Annotated in this window: 24 protein-coding genes and 2 pseudogenes; 19 read left to right on the top strand and 7 right to left on the bottom strand. The window is 22.2% G+C overall.

Going from position 1 to position 17,531, the window contains the following annotated elements; translation table 4 throughout:
- Positions 1 to 187: 187 nt before the first annotated feature.
- The 3 genes from AAHM78_RS12530 to AAHM78_RS12520 all read left to right on the top strand — a co-directional run bounded on the left by AAHM78_RS12530 (position 188) and on the right by AAHM78_RS12520 (position 3,753).
- On the top strand, positions 188 to 2,071 hold the full coding sequence (locus AAHM78_RS12530) for a VirD4-like conjugal transfer protein, CD1115 family (protein WP_342253399.1): 1,884 nt from the start codon (positions 188 to 190) through the stop codon (positions 2,069 to 2,071).
- A 210-nt stretch (positions 2,072 to 2,281) separates the two neighbouring features.
- On the top strand, positions 2,282 to 2,923 hold the full coding sequence (pgsA, locus tag AAHM78_RS12525) for a CDP-diacylglycerol--glycerol-3-phosphate 3-phosphatidyltransferase (RefSeq protein ID WP_252320134.1): 642 nt from the start codon (positions 2,282 to 2,284) through the stop codon (positions 2,921 to 2,923).
- Positions 2,924 to 2,946: 23 nt separating this feature from the next.
- Positions 2,947 to 3,753, top strand: a complete 807-nt coding sequence (locus AAHM78_RS12520; protein ID WP_342253398.1) for an SDR family NAD(P)-dependent oxidoreductase — start codon at positions 2,947 to 2,949, stop codon at positions 3,751 to 3,753.
- A 513-nt stretch (positions 3,754 to 4,266) separates the two neighbouring features.
- On the opposite strand, the gene AAHM78_RS12515 is transcribed toward AAHM78_RS12520, so the two are convergent.
- Together AAHM78_RS12515 and AAHM78_RS12510 are read right to left on the bottom strand one after the other, a co-directional pair.
- Positions 4,267 to 4,623 carry a transposase family protein gene (locus tag AAHM78_RS12515; RefSeq protein WP_342255179.1) on the bottom strand — a complete coding sequence of 119 codons (357 nt, stop codon included), beginning with the start codon at positions 4,621 to 4,623 and terminating at the stop codon, positions 4,267 to 4,269.
- Between the two features lie 59 nt (positions 4,624 to 4,682).
- On the bottom strand, positions 4,683 to 5,075 hold the full coding sequence (locus AAHM78_RS12510) for a transposase family protein (protein WP_342253397.1): 393 nt from the start codon (positions 5,073 to 5,075) through the stop codon (positions 4,683 to 4,685).
- A gap of 551 nt (positions 5,076 to 5,626) precedes the next feature.
- On the opposite strand from AAHM78_RS12510, the gene AAHM78_RS12505 reads away from it, so the two are divergent.
- The 3 genes from AAHM78_RS12505 (at position 5,627) to AAHM78_RS12495 (ending at position 8,699) form a co-directional block, all read left to right on the top strand.
- Positions 5,627 to 6,571: an IS30 family transposase gene (locus AAHM78_RS12505; RefSeq protein WP_342253396.1), complete on the top strand. Its 945-nt coding sequence runs from the start codon at positions 5,627 to 5,629 to the stop codon at positions 6,569 to 6,571.
- Positions 6,572 to 7,258: 687 nt separating this feature from the next.
- Positions 7,259 to 8,197 carry an IS1595 family transposase gene (locus AAHM78_RS12500; RefSeq protein ID WP_342253395.1) on the top strand — a complete coding sequence of 313 codons (939 nt, stop codon included), beginning with the start codon at positions 7,259 to 7,261 and terminating at the stop codon, positions 8,195 to 8,197.
- 217 nt (positions 8,198 to 8,414) lie between these two features.
- Positions 8,415 to 8,699, top strand: coding sequence for a hypothetical protein (locus AAHM78_RS12495; protein ID WP_342253394.1), 285 nt, complete (start codon positions 8,415 to 8,417; stop codon positions 8,697 to 8,699).
- 168 nt (positions 8,700 to 8,867) lie between these two features.
- Here the strand turns inward: AAHM78_RS12495 and AAHM78_RS12490 are convergent, their stop codons facing one another.
- The 3 genes and pseudogenes from AAHM78_RS12490 to AAHM78_RS12480 all read right to left on the bottom strand — a co-directional run.
- Complete coding sequence (locus tag AAHM78_RS12490) at positions 8,868 to 9,035, bottom strand: hypothetical protein (RefSeq protein WP_342253393.1); 168 nt, start codon at positions 9,033 to 9,035, stop codon at positions 8,868 to 8,870.
- Positions 9,036 to 9,109: 74 nt separating this feature from the next.
- Positions 9,110 to 9,607: an SDR family oxidoreductase gene (locus tag AAHM78_RS12485; protein WP_342253392.1), complete on the bottom strand. Its 498-nt coding sequence runs from the start codon at positions 9,605 to 9,607 to the stop codon at positions 9,110 to 9,112.
- An 80-nt stretch (positions 9,608 to 9,687) separates the two neighbouring features.
- A pseudogene (locus tag AAHM78_RS12480) lies at positions 9,688 to 10,587 on the bottom strand (IS30 family transposase); the annotation flags it as partial.
- A 71-nt stretch (positions 10,588 to 10,658) separates the two neighbouring features.
- On the opposite strand from AAHM78_RS12480, the gene AAHM78_RS12475 reads away from it, so the two are divergent.
- The 12 genes from AAHM78_RS12475 (at position 10,659) to AAHM78_RS12425 (ending at position 16,101) form a co-directional block, all read left to right on the top strand.
- Positions 10,659 to 11,051, top strand: coding sequence for a transposase family protein (locus AAHM78_RS12475; protein ID WP_342253391.1), 393 nt, complete (start codon positions 10,659 to 10,661; stop codon positions 11,049 to 11,051).
- Positions 11,052 to 11,101: 50 nt separating this feature from the next.
- Positions 11,102 to 11,476, top strand: coding sequence for a transposase family protein (locus AAHM78_RS12470; RefSeq protein WP_342254611.1), 375 nt, complete (start codon positions 11,102 to 11,104; stop codon positions 11,474 to 11,476).
- 235 nt (positions 11,477 to 11,711) lie between these two features.
- Positions 11,712 to 12,053: a hypothetical protein gene (locus tag AAHM78_RS12465; protein WP_342253390.1), complete on the top strand. Its 342-nt coding sequence runs from the start codon at positions 11,712 to 11,714 to the stop codon at positions 12,051 to 12,053.
- A gap of 456 nt (positions 12,054 to 12,509) precedes the next feature.
- Complete coding sequence (locus tag AAHM78_RS17165) at positions 12,510 to 12,902, top strand: transposase family protein (protein ID WP_342252835.1); 393 nt, start codon at positions 12,510 to 12,512, stop codon at positions 12,900 to 12,902.
- A 50-nt stretch (positions 12,903 to 12,952) separates the two neighbouring features.
- Positions 12,953 to 13,327 (top strand): transposase family protein, encoded by a 375-nt coding sequence (locus tag AAHM78_RS17160; RefSeq protein WP_425289811.1) that lies wholly within the window; start codon positions 12,953 to 12,955, stop codon positions 13,325 to 13,327.
- 217 nt (positions 13,328 to 13,544) lie between these two features.
- Positions 13,545 to 14,069 carry a hypothetical protein gene (locus tag AAHM78_RS12455; RefSeq protein ID WP_342253389.1) on the top strand — a complete coding sequence of 175 codons (525 nt, stop codon included), beginning with the start codon at positions 13,545 to 13,547 and terminating at the stop codon, positions 14,067 to 14,069.
- Positions 14,070 to 14,347: 278 nt separating this feature from the next.
- Positions 14,348 to 14,527 carry a hypothetical protein gene (locus AAHM78_RS12450; RefSeq protein WP_342253388.1) on the top strand — a complete coding sequence of 60 codons (180 nt, stop codon included), beginning with the start codon at positions 14,348 to 14,350 and terminating at the stop codon, positions 14,525 to 14,527.
- Positions 14,527 to 14,763 (top strand): hypothetical protein, encoded by a 237-nt coding sequence (locus AAHM78_RS12445; RefSeq protein WP_342253387.1) that lies wholly within the window; start codon positions 14,527 to 14,529, stop codon positions 14,761 to 14,763. The genes AAHM78_RS12450 and AAHM78_RS12445 overlap by 1 nt, the downstream gene beginning before the upstream one ends.
- Complete coding sequence (locus AAHM78_RS12440; RefSeq protein WP_281748642.1) at positions 14,753 to 14,935, top strand: hypothetical protein; 183 nt, start codon at positions 14,753 to 14,755, stop codon at positions 14,933 to 14,935. Before AAHM78_RS12445 ends, AAHM78_RS12440 begins: the two co-directional genes overlap by 11 nt.
- Positions 14,936 to 14,939: 4 nt before the next feature.
- Positions 14,940 to 15,089 (top strand): hypothetical protein, encoded by a 150-nt coding sequence (locus tag AAHM78_RS12435; RefSeq protein WP_342253386.1) that lies wholly within the window; start codon positions 14,940 to 14,942, stop codon positions 15,087 to 15,089.
- A 194-nt stretch (positions 15,090 to 15,283) separates the two neighbouring features.
- Positions 15,284 to 15,676, top strand: coding sequence for a transposase family protein (locus tag AAHM78_RS12430; protein ID WP_342252835.1), 393 nt, complete (start codon positions 15,284 to 15,286; stop codon positions 15,674 to 15,676).
- A 50-nt stretch (positions 15,677 to 15,726) separates the two neighbouring features.
- Positions 15,727 to 16,101, top strand: coding sequence for a transposase family protein (locus AAHM78_RS12425; RefSeq protein ID WP_342255165.1), 375 nt, complete (start codon positions 15,727 to 15,729; stop codon positions 16,099 to 16,101).
- A 70-nt stretch (positions 16,102 to 16,171) separates the two neighbouring features.
- On the opposite strand, the gene AAHM78_RS12420 is transcribed toward AAHM78_RS12425, so the two are convergent.
- Positions 16,172 to 16,498: a hypothetical protein gene (locus tag AAHM78_RS12420; RefSeq protein WP_342253155.1), complete on the bottom strand. Its 327-nt coding sequence runs from the start codon at positions 16,496 to 16,498 to the stop codon at positions 16,172 to 16,174.
- Positions 16,499 to 16,921: 423 nt separating this feature from the next.
- Positions 16,922 to 17,161, bottom strand: coding sequence for a hypothetical protein (locus tag AAHM78_RS12415; RefSeq protein WP_342253385.1), 240 nt, complete (start codon positions 17,159 to 17,161; stop codon positions 16,922 to 16,924).
- Between the two features lie 69 nt (positions 17,162 to 17,230).
- On the opposite strand from AAHM78_RS12415, the pseudogene AAHM78_RS12410 reads away from it, so the two are divergent.
- Positions 17,231 to 17,464: pseudogene (locus AAHM78_RS12410) on the top strand (IS30 family transposase); the annotation flags it as partial.
- Between the last annotated feature and the right edge of the window lie 67 nt (positions 17,465 to 17,531).

Raw genomic sequence — 17,531 nt, 5'->3', positions numbered from 1 at the left:
TGGAGAAATAATCATGAAATTTAAAAAAACAAAAAATGAATTTAAAAAGAAAAAAAGTTATCGTTGAAGACGTAATGTAACTATTGGTGTTTTATTATTAATAATATCAGGTATTGCTGGTGTTATTTCCCAATATGGGTAAAATATAAATTATTATAAAATATATAAAAAATAAAGGAACATAAAAATGAAATTTATTCGTCAAAAAAAATGAGTACTACCAGCAGTAATTATAATTGTTATACCCCTTTTAGTATTAATAAATACTTTATTAGTTTATGCTTTAGTCTTTGTTCGTAACATGTTTTCTCATAGTGGAGATAATCAACAATCATTTACACTTAAATTTTTAATACAGGATGTTATTAATTATTGATTAATATTTTTAATTCTATTTCTTATTGAATTTTCAGTTTTATTATCTTACTTTATGATTCATAAATATAAAATTTATCGTGAAACTCATAATAAAAGTCGCTTTTTACGTGATTCAAAAAATAAAGTGTATGGATCTGCTGCTTGATTAACACCCACTGAAATTGCTAATACTTTTCCTTTATCAAAAACTGTTGAAAATGATTATGGTATTGTTGTTCAAACAACAAAGACTAAAATTGGTGGTGTCCAATTTAATATTAAGTCTGATGCTCATAATATTGTAATCGGGGGAACAGGAAGTGGTAAAACTCAAAAATTAGTTATTCCAACTATATATTTAAATGCCCAATCGAAAATTAAACCATCAATGGTTATTACTGACCCAAAAGGAGAATTATTTCAAAATCATTCTAAAATATTAAAAGATAATGGTTACTATGTTTATGTTATTAATTTACGTGATACATCAGTATCTAATTCATGAAATCCTTTTGTTAAAGTATATGATTTTTATGTAGAATCAATGCGTTTAAAAAAAGAAAATAATCCTTTAAATGAATCAATTACTTATGAATCAATGGCATTATCATGAATTAATGATATTGTTGAAGCTTTATTTCCTGAATCAGATCCAAAACAAAAATTTTGAAATCAATCAGCGATGCAAGTTGTCAAATCAATTATGTTATTTATGTTAGAACAACTTGAAGATCAACCTGATGTTCCTTTAAAATACTTTAGTATGTCAAATGCTGCTATTGTTGCTACTAATCGTCAACGATATGTTGAAATTCTAAAAAAAATGCCAACTCATAGTTTAGCTCGTCAAATTGGTTTAGGTGCATTAGAAGGTGCTGAAGAAACTGCGGGATCAATTAGTCAAATGGTTGCTAATGGATTACGTTTATTTACCGATCCAGTGACGCGAAATATTAGTTGTAGTAATGATATAAATTTAGATGAAATTGTAAAAAAACCAAGTGCTGTTTTCTTAGTTGTTCCTGATGAAAGTAATGAACGTAATGCTTTTGTATCAATGTTTATTGCACAGTTATATAAAAATACAATTCGTTATGCAAGTACTTTACCTGATATTAAATTACCACGTCCTTTATACTTTTTATTTGATGAGTTTGGTAATATACCAACGATTGCTAGTATGGCACAAATGATTACTGTTGCACGAAGTCGTAATATTTTTTTCATGATGATTATGCAAGATTTACAACAATTAACACAAAAATATGGTAAAGAAACAGCAGAAACTATTTTTAATAACTGTATTTTGCATACTTTTTTGCAAACTATGGATTTACAAACCGCTAATAAATATTCAGATATGTTCGGTGAAAAAACAATTATTAATTATAGCCATTCTGGTAATAAAAATAAAAAAGCTGATAATATTAATTCATCATTACAAGGTAAAAAATTAATTACAGGTAGTGAGTTAATGAAATTAGATTTTGATACTGCTGTTATTTTTTTAGCAAAACATAATCCAGCAAAAACACGTTTAATTCCATTTTATGAATGAGGAAGTAAACCGGCAGGACAAGCAACTGTTACAAATGCTTCACGTTTAATTGATTTTAATAAAGATTATTATTTAAGTTATATTGGTTTATTCTATTATATTGAGAAAAGAAAAAATCCACAAGCTGCTGCCGAAAGAGAAAAATCAGAAAAATAAAAAACAAACAATAGTTAAGAAATTGTATATAATAGAATATTTATTTTAATATATAAATGTATATTATTGATAGATATAGAAAATAACGATATACTTATTTCATGAATAGATCAAAAATATAAGTTTTACTTTTTATAAATTATGCTAAAAAAGGTAAGTACATAATAATATTAAATATTATAAATAAACTTATATGCAAGGATTTTAAATATGAATGTTCCCAATATTATTTCTTTAATAAGATTAATATTAGTCCCAATTATTGTTAGTTTGATGATTATCGGTCCAATAGATAATGATAATTTTTATCATCTTTGAATAACAAGTATTAATATTAATAGTTATAGTTTACCGATTAGTTGGTTAATAGCAGCAATTTTATTTATTATTGCTGCCATTAGTGATTTTATTGATGGATGATGAGCAAGAAAATTTAATCAGGTAACAACTTTTGGTAAATTTTTTGATTCAATTGCAGATAAACTTTTAACTAATGGTGTTTTAATTGTAATGGCATGTGCTACTATAATTCCCGTTTGAATGGTAATTATTTTGGTATTACGTGATTTTATTATTGATGTAGTTCGTCAAATTTTGGCTACTAAAGGTACAGTAATGGCTGCTGATAAATATGGTAGAATAAAGGCAGCATTACAAATGTTAGGAATTACAATTTTATTTTTTATTAATTGACGATTTTTAAATGGTAGTGTTAATGGTCATAGTAATAATGATCAATATGGTTTAATTAATCAATTAGTAATGATACCAATGTACGTTGCTACAGTATTAAGTATTTTTAGTGCTTATAATTATATTAGTTCAAATAGTAAAAAATTGTTTAATATCTAAAAATAAAAGGAGTATTAATATAAATGATAAATAAAGTAATTGTTTTGAATCAGTGAGCAGTAGTTACAGGAGCGTCTAAAGGATTGGGATATTATTACTGTCAAGCATTATTAGCACAAGGTTATCACGTATTAGGGGTATCACGTGATAGTAAAAAAATATTAGAATTAGCAGATAAGTATCCACACTTACAAGTTAAAAATTATGATTTAGATTTATCTGATTTAAAAAATATTTATAAATTATTTGATTTATCAAAAGAATTAAATGTAACAGTAGTTATTAATAATGCTGGTTATGGTGTTTGAGGAACATTTGCAGATAGTATGTTAGAACAAGAATTAAATATGATTAATTTAAATATTTCTTGTTTACATATTTTAACAAAGTTATTTGTTCAACGTTTTAGTAAAAATAATTATGGTCGTGTTATTAATATTGGAAGTATGGCAGCTTTTAGTCCAGGTCCTGTTTTTGCTAGTTATTATGCTTCTAAATCATATGTTTGAAGTTTAGGTGTTGCAGTTAATTATGAATTAAAAAGAGCAAAAAGTAAAGTAAGAGTAATTACAATTTGTCCAGGTCCATTAAAAACTGAATTTTGAAATCGTAGTAGTAATGGTAAAGGAAATAAAGCACATTATAGTTCATTATTACCAGTTTTAGATACCGAAACTTATGCTAAAAAGTCTTTACAAACAGCCTTAAAAACAAAAAGAAAAAGTTTTATTATTACAGGAATTTCTAATAAAATTACAAGAACTATTATTAGAATATTACCTTTAAAAACAGTACTTAAGTTAGTATATAATTATCAAAAAAATCGCTAATAATGAATTTCATTTTTTATTTTAATCGTAAAAATTATTAAAAAAAACATTTATTTATTATAAATGTTTTTTTATTGTTTTCTTTAAAAGAAAGGTTTATGATGTATCCAACTTCTTAAGATTTTAAGAAGTTATTAAAAAAGAGGTGTTATTTATGAAAAAATATTTATCAATGTTAACAACAATAGCATTATCAGCAGCATCAATATTTTCAACTTCTTCGATATTAAATTAATATGTAAAAAAATACAATTTAATAAATGTTGATAATTTACATGATGTAATACAACCAATTGATATTGTTGAATACCCTATTTTTGCTGATAATAGAGAAACTACAGTTAAAACTTTTGAAAAAAATGTTATTGTTCTTTTAGTGATCCTTAAAAATTAAAATATATAGAATTAACTGATATAAAAAGTCATGTCGATTTTCATATAAATGGAAAAGATTATTATTATAATGATCAAAGTAAGAATTTAGTTATTAGACTTGGTGCAAAACTAAGGTAATTAAAAATTATATATTCCTGCTATTAAATTAAATCTTAATGCAAATCTTCGTATTTTATTGCGATATTTTAAACTTAAAATTTTAAAACGTTTTAGTTTAGCAAATACGTGTTTAATTTTAATTCTAATTTTACTTAAAGTTTTATTGTATTCTTTTTGAATTGGTGTTAATTGATTGTATTTACTTTTTTTAAATGGCAAAAATGTATTTTTATGAATATTTTGTATACCTTGATAACCTGAATCAACAAAAACTTGTTTTTCTGGATGAATAAAAGTTTTAGATTTTAGAAGCAATTTAAAATCATGAATGCTTCCAAAACAAAAAGCAGTTGAAATAATTTTTCCATTGGAAATATCAATAATTATTTGGGATTTGAGAGAATGATGTTTCTTTTTACCTGAAAAAAGTAATTTTAGTTTTTTTTAATTCTTTCAATTGGAGTTTCAGTAGCATCAATAGCTAACAAATTATTATTAGTACCTTTATTTTTTGTTAAATCTTTTTTTCCAGGTAAATTAAAAATTCCGCTTTTTATTAAAATATTTTCAATTCAAAAAATATTACGAATGCAACTAGTATGACTAATATTATATATTTTTGCAATAACTCTATAACTACTATAGTCTTTTCAATATTCTAAAGTCATTAATAAACGCTCCTCAATTACAATTTTATTTTTTCTACCACCATAATATTTTTGTTTAGACTCAGCAATTTTTAAAATTTCAAGAATTTTATAAAATGTTTGTGGCTTTATGCCGACTAAACTATAAAATTCTTGATCATCTTTATATTTTTTCAACATAATAACTATCACCTTTAATATTAATAATAATCGTTAAATTGTTAAAATTAAAGGTTTTGCACCAAGTCTATTGTATCTAGTGATACAAAGTTTATTGATAATAGTATTTCACATGAAGGAAATATGAATAAAGTTCAGCAAACAGTTAGTTACGATTATGATTGAAATCAAAAAGCATTTATTTTTAAATTTGTTAGTGTTGAATCGGTTACAGCAAATAATGAAAAAGATACTCAGTTTGTGAGAGGTTATTTTACTACTAGTTTAAAGTTAAATTTGCATGAATTTTAATTTATAGTTTAAAATATTATTTTTTTAACTTAATTAGAAAAATTATATTATAAAAGTAGTATTTAAGTACTGCTTTTATTTATTTTTTTGTTTTTTAAAATAAAATAATTATAATAAAATAAATAATATTTATATTATAAAATTAATTAAAGCATTAATAATAATTTAATAATAACTTTAATTGTAAAATTAAAAAGGACACTTATATAAAAATTAAATTGTGTTAGTTCTATAATTAAGAAAAGAAAGGAATTAGCGCAATGTATAAGTATCTGAGTATTGAATCAATAATAGCAATAAAAGAATATAAAAATTATGGATTTTCGATTCGTAAAATAGCAAAAATTGTTGATTATAGTAAATCAACCGTACATAGAGTTTGTAGATTATTAAATAAAAACTTATTGCCATTAGAAATATTGAATCAATTTCAAAAAAATAAACAAAATGCAGGCAGAAAATTAATAATTTTAACTTTAACAGAAATTAATAGTATTAATCATTTGTTAATTACTAAAAAGTATGCTCTTGATATAATTGCTAACTTTTTAAAGGAAAATAAAATAAAAAGTATTTCGACAAAAACTTTATATAACATGTTTAAAACAAATCGAATGGGTTTTGATGAAAATAACTTATTGAGAAAAGGCAAAAATAAATCTCACAAACAAAAAGAAACTAGGGGCAAAATTAATAATTGTAAGTCTATTCATGAAATAAATTTAATCATTCCTAATATTAAAAATATACAAGAATTTGGTCATTTAGAAGGTGATACTATCATTGGCAAAGATCATAAAAGTTCTATTATTACTTTGGCTGATATATGATCAAAAACCACAATTCCTTTAGTAACTAAAAATCATAAATCAGAAAATATTACGAAAAGTATAATAAAATTTATTTCAAAGTTACAAAAAGGAACAGTTAAAACCATTACTTTTGATCGTGGTAAAGAATTTAGTAAATGAAGATTAATCGAAAAAATTTGTAATGTCAAAATTTATTTTGCAGATCCTGGTAAACCTTGCCAAAGGGGTTTAAATGAAAATAATAATGGTATTTTAAGAAGATATTTACCAAAATCTACAGATCTATCTTCATATAAACAAAAAAATTTAAATTTTATAGCATTTCAAATTAATTCTACACCCAGAAAATCGCTCTCTTATAAAAGACCAATAGATTTAATACAATTATTTTAAAAAACTGTCCCATTTATATTTACAACTCAGGTAATGATTAATCAAAATATATTATATACAGTATGATATTCTATTGTAATTTGGTTTAAATTTGTTATTATTATATTTGTCCTAAAGTTTTAGGACAAAACATCAGTTTAATTAATTTAAAATTGTAAATTTGGCTTTATGCCCTTATATGAGTAATTTTCATGTAAGGGTTTTGTATTTTAATTTATTGATATGAGTCTTTAATTTAGTTTAAAAACTCAATTTAATATCTATTCCAATTTCATAAATTAATATTCCCACTTACCCTTAAACCAAAATTTATACAGACTAATAATTAAAAACATTTTAAAATTTATATCATTATAATTTAAAAGTATTAAGTTTAAGGTCAAATTTACTCTTTTATGGTAATTAAGTTTGTTTATAGTAAAAGTATTATTAAAACTTTAGAAAATGAGGTTTATTAAATGCAGAATATTATAAATTGTGGCATTTATTTTGCCAATGTGCCATTAACAAAAACAACTAACGAAACTAGATGTGAAAATATAAATTGTAATTATCAATATTGTAATGGTTGCAAACTTGAAACAGTTATCATTTGAACACAAACTCCTTTTAATTTTCAAAAAAAATCTTGATATTACTTTTAATTTTAAATTAAAAGTAATATTTTTATATCAGGGGTGATTTTTTGTGACTAATAATGAATTAATTGATGTTTTAAAAAACAAAAAAGACGAAGAATTTATAAAAATTATTAGACATTTTAAAAATAGAATTAAACAAATTGAGAAAAAAGAAAAATTAGATGCAATTGATAAAAAATTTAAAGAAAAAGGAATTCAATGTCCAAATTGTAAATCTTATTGATGTGTAAAAAATGGTTTTAAGAATAATAAGCAAAAATATTTATGCAAAGATTGTAAAAGTAGCTTTGATGCTTTAAGAAATCATTTTTTACATTGAAGTCATTTATCTCATGAACAATGAGATTGAATAATTTGATTGTCATTGTTGGGTCAATCTGCTTATACTATTTCTCAATTTGCTAAAATTTCAAAAACATCAGCATGATTTAATCGTCAAAAATTTATGAAATCATCACAATTAGCAAAAACACAAAAACCATTCACAAAATTAAAAGGTAGAATTGAAATTGATGAAACTTTTATCAAAGAAATTCATAAAGGAAATTTCAAAAATCCAGATGATCCAAGAAAAAAATGAATTGAAGAAAATGCTAAAGATTTAAACTGTTGTATTGAAATGGCAATTGATGAAAATAAAAATATTTATGCTCAAACAACAAATACTAAAAGATTAACAAAAAAATGAGTACAAGAAAATTTAACATCTAAGCTTATCGAAGAAAAATCAATTATAGTTTGTGATATGCAAATACTATATGATACAGTAGCTAAACAAACAAAATGTACTCTCAAGAAATTTAAATCAAAAGAAAATAAAGAATTAAATTATAAAAATTTAAGTAATATCAGTAAAATACAATCAAGTTTAAAAGAATTTATTACTCATTATCATGGCATTGGATTTACCAATATTCAAAATTACCTCAATTTATGAAAATTTAAATACCAACATTATAAAATATCACCTTATGCAAAATCTTAAGCATTATATTTCAGTTTGTAAAAAAAATAAATCCCAAAATTAAATAAAATCAAATTTTAGGCCAGGTTGATGATTTTTTTTATTTCATCAAGAGTTTTTTTGAAAATTAAAACAAACTCCTGATCAAAAATGTTTAATAATTCCTATTATTAGAAATTCAATTGAACAACATGAGCAAAGCCTAGGCTTATTAGGTGATAACTTATCTATTATTAAATTGAAAAAATCTAATAATAATTCTATTTTAAGTTTTCGCGAGGAAGATATTAGTTATGCTGATCTTAATCGTGCAACTTGAATTAAAAACTTTAGAATTGGTGATGAATACTTAATCAACGGAGAACTTCGTGTCTTAAATGAAACTGAAATTTATGATTTATCTTTTAGAGTAAAAACATTACCAATATCAAGTCTTAATACAATTGCCAATATTGGTATTAATAAAAATTTAAATTTAAATCATAAAATTGTAAGTTATAGTGACAATACTTTGAAAGAATAATTTCTTAAAACAATTAAAAATATAAAAATTCTTAATATTAAATTTCTCTCTCTTTTAAAATTAAAAAATAATAAATTTAGGGTAGTAACATTACCCTAAAATAATAAAGAATTGTCTAAAGTATTTTAAAATTCAAAAATTAGATAAATATTCTTTATTTTTTTATTTTTACATTATTTCATTGGTTGGTCTAATAATAATTTCATTTAAAGTAGCATCAGCGGGTAATTCAATTGCTTGTTTTATTGTTAGTGCTATTCGTTCGGCAGATATGCTATAATTTTTATAATATTCTTTAAATTCAGAACTAAATTCTTTATCAGTTAATCTATTCAATAATTCAGTATTGATTGCTCCGGGTGAAATTACTGTAATTCTAATATTAGTTTTATCCTTTGCTAATTCTTCTCTTAATGATTCACTAATTGCTCTAACTGCTCATTTGTTGCTGAGTAAACTGCTTCACCAGCATGAGCAAAATGACCAGCAATTGATGAAATATTAATGATATGACCTGAATTTTGTTGATACATTAATGGTAATGATGCAGCTATACCATAAAGTGTTCCTTTAATATTGACATCAATTGTTTCATCTCAGTCTTTAATGTTTTTTTGTTTTAAAGATGTTAGTATCATAATTCCTGCGTTATTAATTCAAACATCAATTTTATTAAATGTTTTAATTGCAAATTGTGCTAGTTTTTCTACCTCATGATGTTTGGTGACATCAGTTACTAAATAATTTGCTTCACCATTTTTATTTTTAATATTAGTAACTAATGCTTTAAGTTTTTCTTCTCTTCTTGCAGCTGAAATTAATTTATGACCGGCGCTTGCTAATAACTTAGCTGTTTCCATACCAATACCACTAGAAGCACCTGTGATTACAATAACTTTTGATTTCATGTGTATTCACTTCTAAACTATTGATCAACAATGATCAATTTTTTTATTTCCTGAGTTGTAAATATAAATGGGACAGTTTTTTAAAATAATTGTATTAAATCTATTGGTCTTTTATAAGAGAGCGATTTTCTGGGTGTAGAATTAATTTGAAATGCTATAAAATTTAAATCTTTTTGTTTATATGAAGATAGATCTGTAGATTTTGGTAAATATCTTCTTAAAATACCATTATTATTTTCATTTAAACCCCTTTGGCAAGGTTTACCAGGATCTGCAAAATAAATTTTGACATTACAAATTTTTTCGATTAATCTTCATTTACTAAATTCTTTACCACGATCAAAAGTAATGGTTTTAACTGTTCCTTTTTGTAACTTTGAAATAAATTTTATTATACTTTTCGTAATATTTTCTGATTTATGATTTTTAGTTACTAAAGGAATTGTGGTTTTTGATCATATATCAGCCAAAGTAATAATAGAACTTTTATGATCTTTGCCAATGATAGTATCACCTTCTAAATGACCAAATTCTTGTATATTTTTAATATTAGGAATGATTAAATTTCTTTCATGAATAGACTTACAATTATTAAGTTTGCCCCTAGTTTCTTTTTGTTTGTGAGATTTATTTTTGCCTTTTCTCAATAAGTTATTTTCATCAAAACCCATTCGATTTGTTTTAAACATGTTATATAAAGTTTTTGTTGAAATACTTTTTATTTTATTTTCCTTTAAAAAGTTAGCAATTATATCAAGAGCATACTTTTTAGTAATTAACAAATGATTAATACTATTAATTTCTGTTAAAGTTAAAATTATTAATTTTCTGCCTGCATTTTGTTTATTTTTTTGAAATTGATTCAATATTTCTAATGGCAATAAGTTTTTATTTAATAATCTACAAACTCTATGTACAGTTGATTTACTATAATCAACAATTTTTGCTATTTTACGAATCGAAAATCCATAATTTTTATATTAGACTTGGTGCAAAACCTTTAATTTTAACAATTTAACGATTATTATTAATATTAAAGGTGATAGTTATTATGTTGAAAAAATATAAAGATGATCAAGAATTTTATAGTTTAGTCGGCATAAAGCCACAAACATTTTATAAAATGCTTGAAATTTTAAAAATTGCTGAGTCTAAACAAAAATATTGTGGTGGTAGAAAAAATAAAATTGTAATTGAAGAGCGTTTATTAATGACTTTAGAATATTGAAAAGACTATATTAGTTATAGAGTTATTGCAAAAAGATATAATATTTGTCATACTAGTTGCATTCGTAATATTTTTTGAATTGAAAATATTTTAATAAAAAGCGGAATTTTTAATTTACCTGGAAAAAAAGATTTAACAAAAAATAAAGGTACTAATAATAATTTGTTAGCTATTGATGCTACTGAAACTCCAATTGAAAGAATTAAAAAAAACTAAAATTACTTTTTTCAGGTAAAAAGAAACATCATTCTCTCAAATCCCAAATAATTATTGATATTTCCAATGGAAAAATTATTTCAACTGCTTTTTGTTTTGGAAGCATTCATGATTTTAAATTGCTTCTAAAATCTAAAACTTTTATTCATCCAGAAAAACAAGTTTTTGTTGATTCAGGTTATCAAGGTATACAAAATATTCACAAAAATACATTTTTGCCATTTAAAAAAAGTAAATACAATCAATTAACACCAATTCAAAAAGAATACAATAAAACTTTAAGTAAAATTAGAATTAAAATTGAACACGTATTTGCTAAACTAAAACGTTTTAAAATTTTAAGTTTAAAATATCGCAATAAAATACGAAGATTTGCATTAAGATTTAATTTAATAGCAGGAATATATAATTTTGAATTACCTTAGTTTTGCACCAAGTCTATTATAGAACTAACACAATTTAATTTTTATATAAGTGTCCTTTTTGATTTTACAATTAAAGTTTTTAATAATTAATGCAATTAAAATTGCTTTTAATAGAAATGTTTAATAAATGTATGTATAATTAATGAATATTAAATTAAATAAAAATAATGATTTACAAAATTAAGTAATTGTAAATTCTCTGCTTAAGAAAATAAAAAAGAAACAGGGGTAAAAAATGGTAAATTATAAAAAAATTAATTGATTTATTTTAGCAATTATTATTATTGGGATTTTATTTATGATAATTGGATTAAGTTTACTTACTAGCAAAGTGTTAATAGGAAGTCACACAGAATTAGTCACTAATGGTTTTGGATTAATCGCAGGAAAATATAAAGAATATTCTCATATAAATGGAATTTTAGATGTATTTAATAATAATTTAAATGATTGATTTAACATTTCAAATGTAAGATGTGGTGTTGTTTTTACAATATTTTTAACTCCCATATTTTTATCTATAAGCATAATTTGTTTTTTATATAATTATTATATTTTTAAATTTTCTAAAAAATAAAATAAGAGTAACATTATTTTTGATAAATATTTATTAGAATTTATGTATTTTTATTTAGTTAGCTAATGAATCTTTTAATTTTCAAAAAAACTCTTGATGAAATAAAAAAAATCATCAACCCGGCCTAAAATTTGATTTTATTTAATTTCGGGATTTATTTTTTTTACAAACTGAAATATAATGCTTCAGATTTTGCATAAGTTGATATTTTATAATGTTGGTATTTAAATTTTCATAAATTGAGGTAATTTTGAATATTGGGGGCGTATCAAGTTAATGGTTAGATTTAATAAGAACTTAAATGAGAGATAATACTCTCATTTTTAATTGTTGAACAATTATAATTAATTATTTTATTAAACCTATACTTTATTAAAGTAATTAATTAGACTTGGTGCAAAACCTTTAATTTTAAAAATTTAACGATTATTATTAATATTAAAGGTGATAGTTATTATGTTGAAAAAATATAAAGATGATCAAGAATTTTATAGTTTAGTCGGCATAAAGCCACAAACATTTTATAAAATGCTTGAAATTTTAAAAATTGCTGAGTCTAAACAAAAATATTATGGTGGTAGAAAAAATAAAATTGTAATTGAAGAGCGTTTATTAATGACTTTAGAATATTGAAAAGACTATAGTAGTTATAGAGTTATTGCAAAAAGATATAATATTAGTCATACTAGTTGCATTCGTAATATTTTTTGAATTGAAAATATTTTAATAAAAAGCGGAATTTTTAATTTACCCGGAAAAAAAGATTTAACAAAAAATAAAGGTACTAATAATAATTTGTTAGCTATTGATGCTACTGAAACTCCAATTGAAAGAATTAAAAAAAACTAAAATTACTTTTTTCAGGTAAAAAGAAACATCATTCTCTCAAATCCCAAATAATTATTGATATTTCCAATGGAAAAATTATTTCAACTGCTTTTTGTTTTGGAAGCATTCATGATTTTAAATTGCTTCTAAAATCTAAAACTTTTATTCATCCAGAAAAACAAGTTTTTGTTGATTCAGGTTATCAAGGTATACAAAATATTCATAAAAATACATTTTTGCCATTTAAAAAAAGTAAATACAATCAATTAACACCAATTCAAAAAGAATGCAATAAAACTTTAAGTCAAATTAGAATTAAAATTGAACACGTATTTGCTAAACTAAAACGTTTTAAAATTTTAAGTTTTAAATATCGCAATAAAATACGAAGATTTGCATTAAGATTTAATTTAATAGCAGGAATATATAATTTGGAATTACCTTAGTTTTGCACCAAGTCTATTATTCCAAATTTAATAAAAATTATAAAAGCTATTGTATAGGAATTTGCAAATAGTAATTTTTGTTATACTCTCTTACAATTTGATATTTTTTGGTTCCCTTCCCCTAGAACCCCTACCCTCCAAGGCTTTGCTACTTACAGTAGCATAAGCCTTACGTATAGTAGATAAGTAGTTAGTAGTATATAAGCCTTTTATCACTGTGGGTGATAAGGCTTATACACAGAAAGGATACGTAATGATTAATGTTAATTTAGATATTAAAAATAAAATTAAAGAAACAACTAAAGGTATGTTATTAGAAATTGGTGAATATGAAACATGATTTCCTATTAAAGATACTACTATTAATCAAAATAATAAAAAAATAACATTAAAAATAATTGAAGATTTTAATTATAAATTAGGTAAAAAATCAATTACAAAAGATATAGAAAGTATTAAAGGTAGTGAAATTTTAAAATATATTAAAAATATTGCAGATATTACTGCTACTGAAAATGAATTAATATCTTGTGAATTTTATGAACAATATAATGGTTATTATATTTTTACAAATGATAAAAATCAAGAATGTTTTAAATATAACATTACATGAGAACAAGATATGAAAAGTTTTAAAATAAATAATCCATATAAACATAATGATAAACCCATCAATTATATAGTTACACCAATGAAAGATATAAATACTCATAATGAAAAAATATTTTATTTAAAGTATTAAAGGAAATTAATATGTTATTAAATGTTGAAAAAATAGAATTAATAAAAAAATTATGTAATGAAAAATTACTTAAAAATAAAAAATATATTGAAATACAAGAAATATTAAAAATTATAGAAAGAGAGAATTAATTATGTTTGATTTAAAAGAAGATAAAAGAATATATTTAAAATATGAAGAAATTGAAAAAATATTTGGTTCATGTGATATATGTAATAAAAATTCATCATATGCAAATAGAACTTGTAATAACTGTTTTTATAAATTAATGAGTGATAATGATGATTAAAAATACACCATTAGAATATATTAATTACAGAATTAATCAACATAAAGAAAATATTCAAGAATATAAAAAAGAAATTGAAAAATTACAAAATTTTATTAAAGCAAATGAAATTAGAATGACTGAATTAGAAATAATAAAAGATATTTTACAAAAAGGAGAAAAAATATAATGAATTTTAACCAAAAACAAATGACTGATGTAGTAATGAAAAAAGATATGGAAAAGGTATTAGAAAATTTAAAAATTAAAATAGGAACTATTTCATTTAATAATATTGATGAAGAATTACACTATATAAATTTAATAATAAATAGAATGTCAGAACATATTTATTCATTAGAAAAAGAAATAATTAGAAAAAATCAAATAATAAAAGATAAATTGGAATTAAAAAATGAAATGTAATATCCATAATGAAAAATATATATGAATTAGTGAAATTGATAATAGTTATTATTGTAATAAATGTATAAATGACATGATTGAAGAAGATATGTATTTAACATCAAATAATTGAGATTACTTATATGAATATTATATTAATGAATTACAATTAGAAAATTTTAAAGGAGTATAAAAAAATGAATCAATTAGAATTACAAAATGCAATGAAATTAATAGAAAAATTTGAAGAATTACAAGAAGAATTTAATAGTAAATATGAAAATTTAGAAGTTGAAATTGATAATGAGGGAGATTTAAAAATTAGTTGTGATTATTTTAATCTTTAATTGTAAAATTAAAAAGGACACTTATATAAAAATTAAATTGTGTTAGGTCTATAATTAAGAAAAGAAAGGAATTAGCGCAATGTATAAGTATCTGAGTATTGAATCAATAATAGCAATAAAAGAATAGACTTGGTGCAAAACCTTTAATTTTAACAATTTAACGATTATTATTAATATTAAAGGTGATAGTTATTATGTTGAAAAAATATAAAGATGATCAAGAATTTTATAGTTTAGTCGGCATAAAGCCACAAACATTTTATAAAATGCTTGAAATTTTAAAAATTGCTGAGTCTAAACAAAAATATTATGGTGGTAGAAAAAATAAAATTGTAATTGAAGAGCGTTTATTAATGACTTTAGAATATTGAAAAGACTATAGTAGTTATAGAGTTATTGCAAAAAGATATAATATTAGTCATACTAGTTGCATTCGTAATATTTTTTGAATTGAAAATATTTTAATAAAAAGCGGAATTTTTAATTTACCTGGAAAAAAAGATTTAACAAAAAATAAAGGTACTAATAATAATTTGTTAGCTATTGATGCTACTGAAACTCCAATTGAAAGAATTAAAAAAAACTAAAATTACTTTTTTCAGGTAAAAAGAAACATCATTCTCTCAAATCCCAAATAATTATTGATATTTCCAATGGAAAAATGATTTCAACTGCTTTTTGTTTTGGAAGCATTCATGATTTTAAATTGCTTCTAAAATCTAAAACTTTTATTCATCCAGAAAAACAAGTTTTTGTTGATTCAGGTTATCAAGGTATACAAAATATTCATAAAAATACATTTTTGCCATTTAAAAAAAGTAAATACAATCAATTAACACCAATTCAAAAAGAATACAATAAAACTTTAAGTAAAATTAGAATTAAAATTGAACACGTATTTGCTAAACTAAAACGTTTTAAAATTTTAAGTTTAAAATATCGCAATAAAATACGAAGATTTGCATTAAGATTTAATTTAATAGCAGGAATATATAATTTTGAATTACCTTAGTTTTGCACCAAGTCTATTATAGAACTAACACAATTTAATTTTTATATAAGTGTACTTTTTAATTTTACAATTAAAGATTTTTAAAAATATAATAACCATTATATCGTTCATAAAATTCACAAGATATTAATTCATTTTCATTTCTAGTAATATTTGGAATATTTTTAATATATTTTAAAATATCACTACCTTTAACACTTTCAATATCTTTTGTTATTGATTTTTTACCTAATTTATAATAAAAATCTTCAATTATTTTTAATGCTATTTTTTTATTTTTTTCATCAATAATAGTATCTTTAATTGGAAATCATGTTTCATATTCACCAATTTCTAATAACATACCTTTAGTTGTTTCTTTAATTTTATTTTTAATATCTAAATTAACATTAATCATTACAAATCCTTTCTATGTATAAGCCTTATCACCTACAGTGATAAAAGGCTTATATACTACTAACTACTTACTATACGTAAGGCTTATGCTACTGTAAGTAGCATAAGCCTTGGAGGGTAGGGGTTCTAGGGGAAGGGAACCAAAAAATATCAAGTTGTAAAAGAGCAACACAAAAATTACTATTTGCAAATTCCTATACAATAGCTTTTATAATTTTTATTAAATTTGGAATAATTAATTACTTTAATAAAGTATAGGTTTAATAAAATAATTAATTATAATTGTTTAACAATTAAAAAATGAGAGTATTATCTCTCATTTAACTTCTTTTTAAATCTAACCATTAACTTTATACGCCCTTTAAAGTTGTCTTTTATTTAAAGAAAATTAAATTATAACTATTAACTTTACTCACCCATACAATTATTTTAAAAAACTGTCCCATTTATATTTACAACTCAGGTTCTTAAAACCATTTTTTACACATCAATAAGATTTACAATTTGGACATTGAATTCATTTTTCTTTAAATTTTTTATCAATTGCATCTAATTTTTCTTTTTTCTCAATTTGTTTAATTCTATTTTTAAAATGTCTAATAATTTTTATAAATTCTTCATCTTTTTTGTTTTTTAAAACATCAATTAATTCATTATTAGTCACAAAAAATCACCCCTGATATAAAAATATTACTTTTAATTTTAAATTAAAAGTAATATCAAGATTTTTTTGTGAAAATTAAAAAAAATTTGTAATGTCAAAATTTATTTTGCAGATCCTGGTAAACCTTGCCAAAGGGGTTTAAATGAAAATAATAATGGTATTTTAAGAAGATATTTACCAAAATCTACAGATCTATCTTCATATAAACAAAAAGATTTAAATTTTATAGCATTTCAAATTAATTCTACACCCAGAAAATCGCTCTCTTATAAAAGACCAATAGATTTAATACAATTATTTTAAAAAACTGTCCCATTTATATTTACAACTCAGGTTTTAATAGTAAGATTTTGTTTGTGATTATAACTAT

The sequence above is a fragment of the Spiroplasma endosymbiont of Zeiraphera isertana genome, assembly GCF_964030805.1.
Lineage (GTDB): Bacteria > Bacillota_I > Bacilli_A > Mycoplasmatales > VBWQ01 > Spiroplasma_E.
The sequence above is the reverse complement of the archived record's forward strand: the minus strand, read 5'-3'. Positions and strand labels throughout refer to the sequence as shown.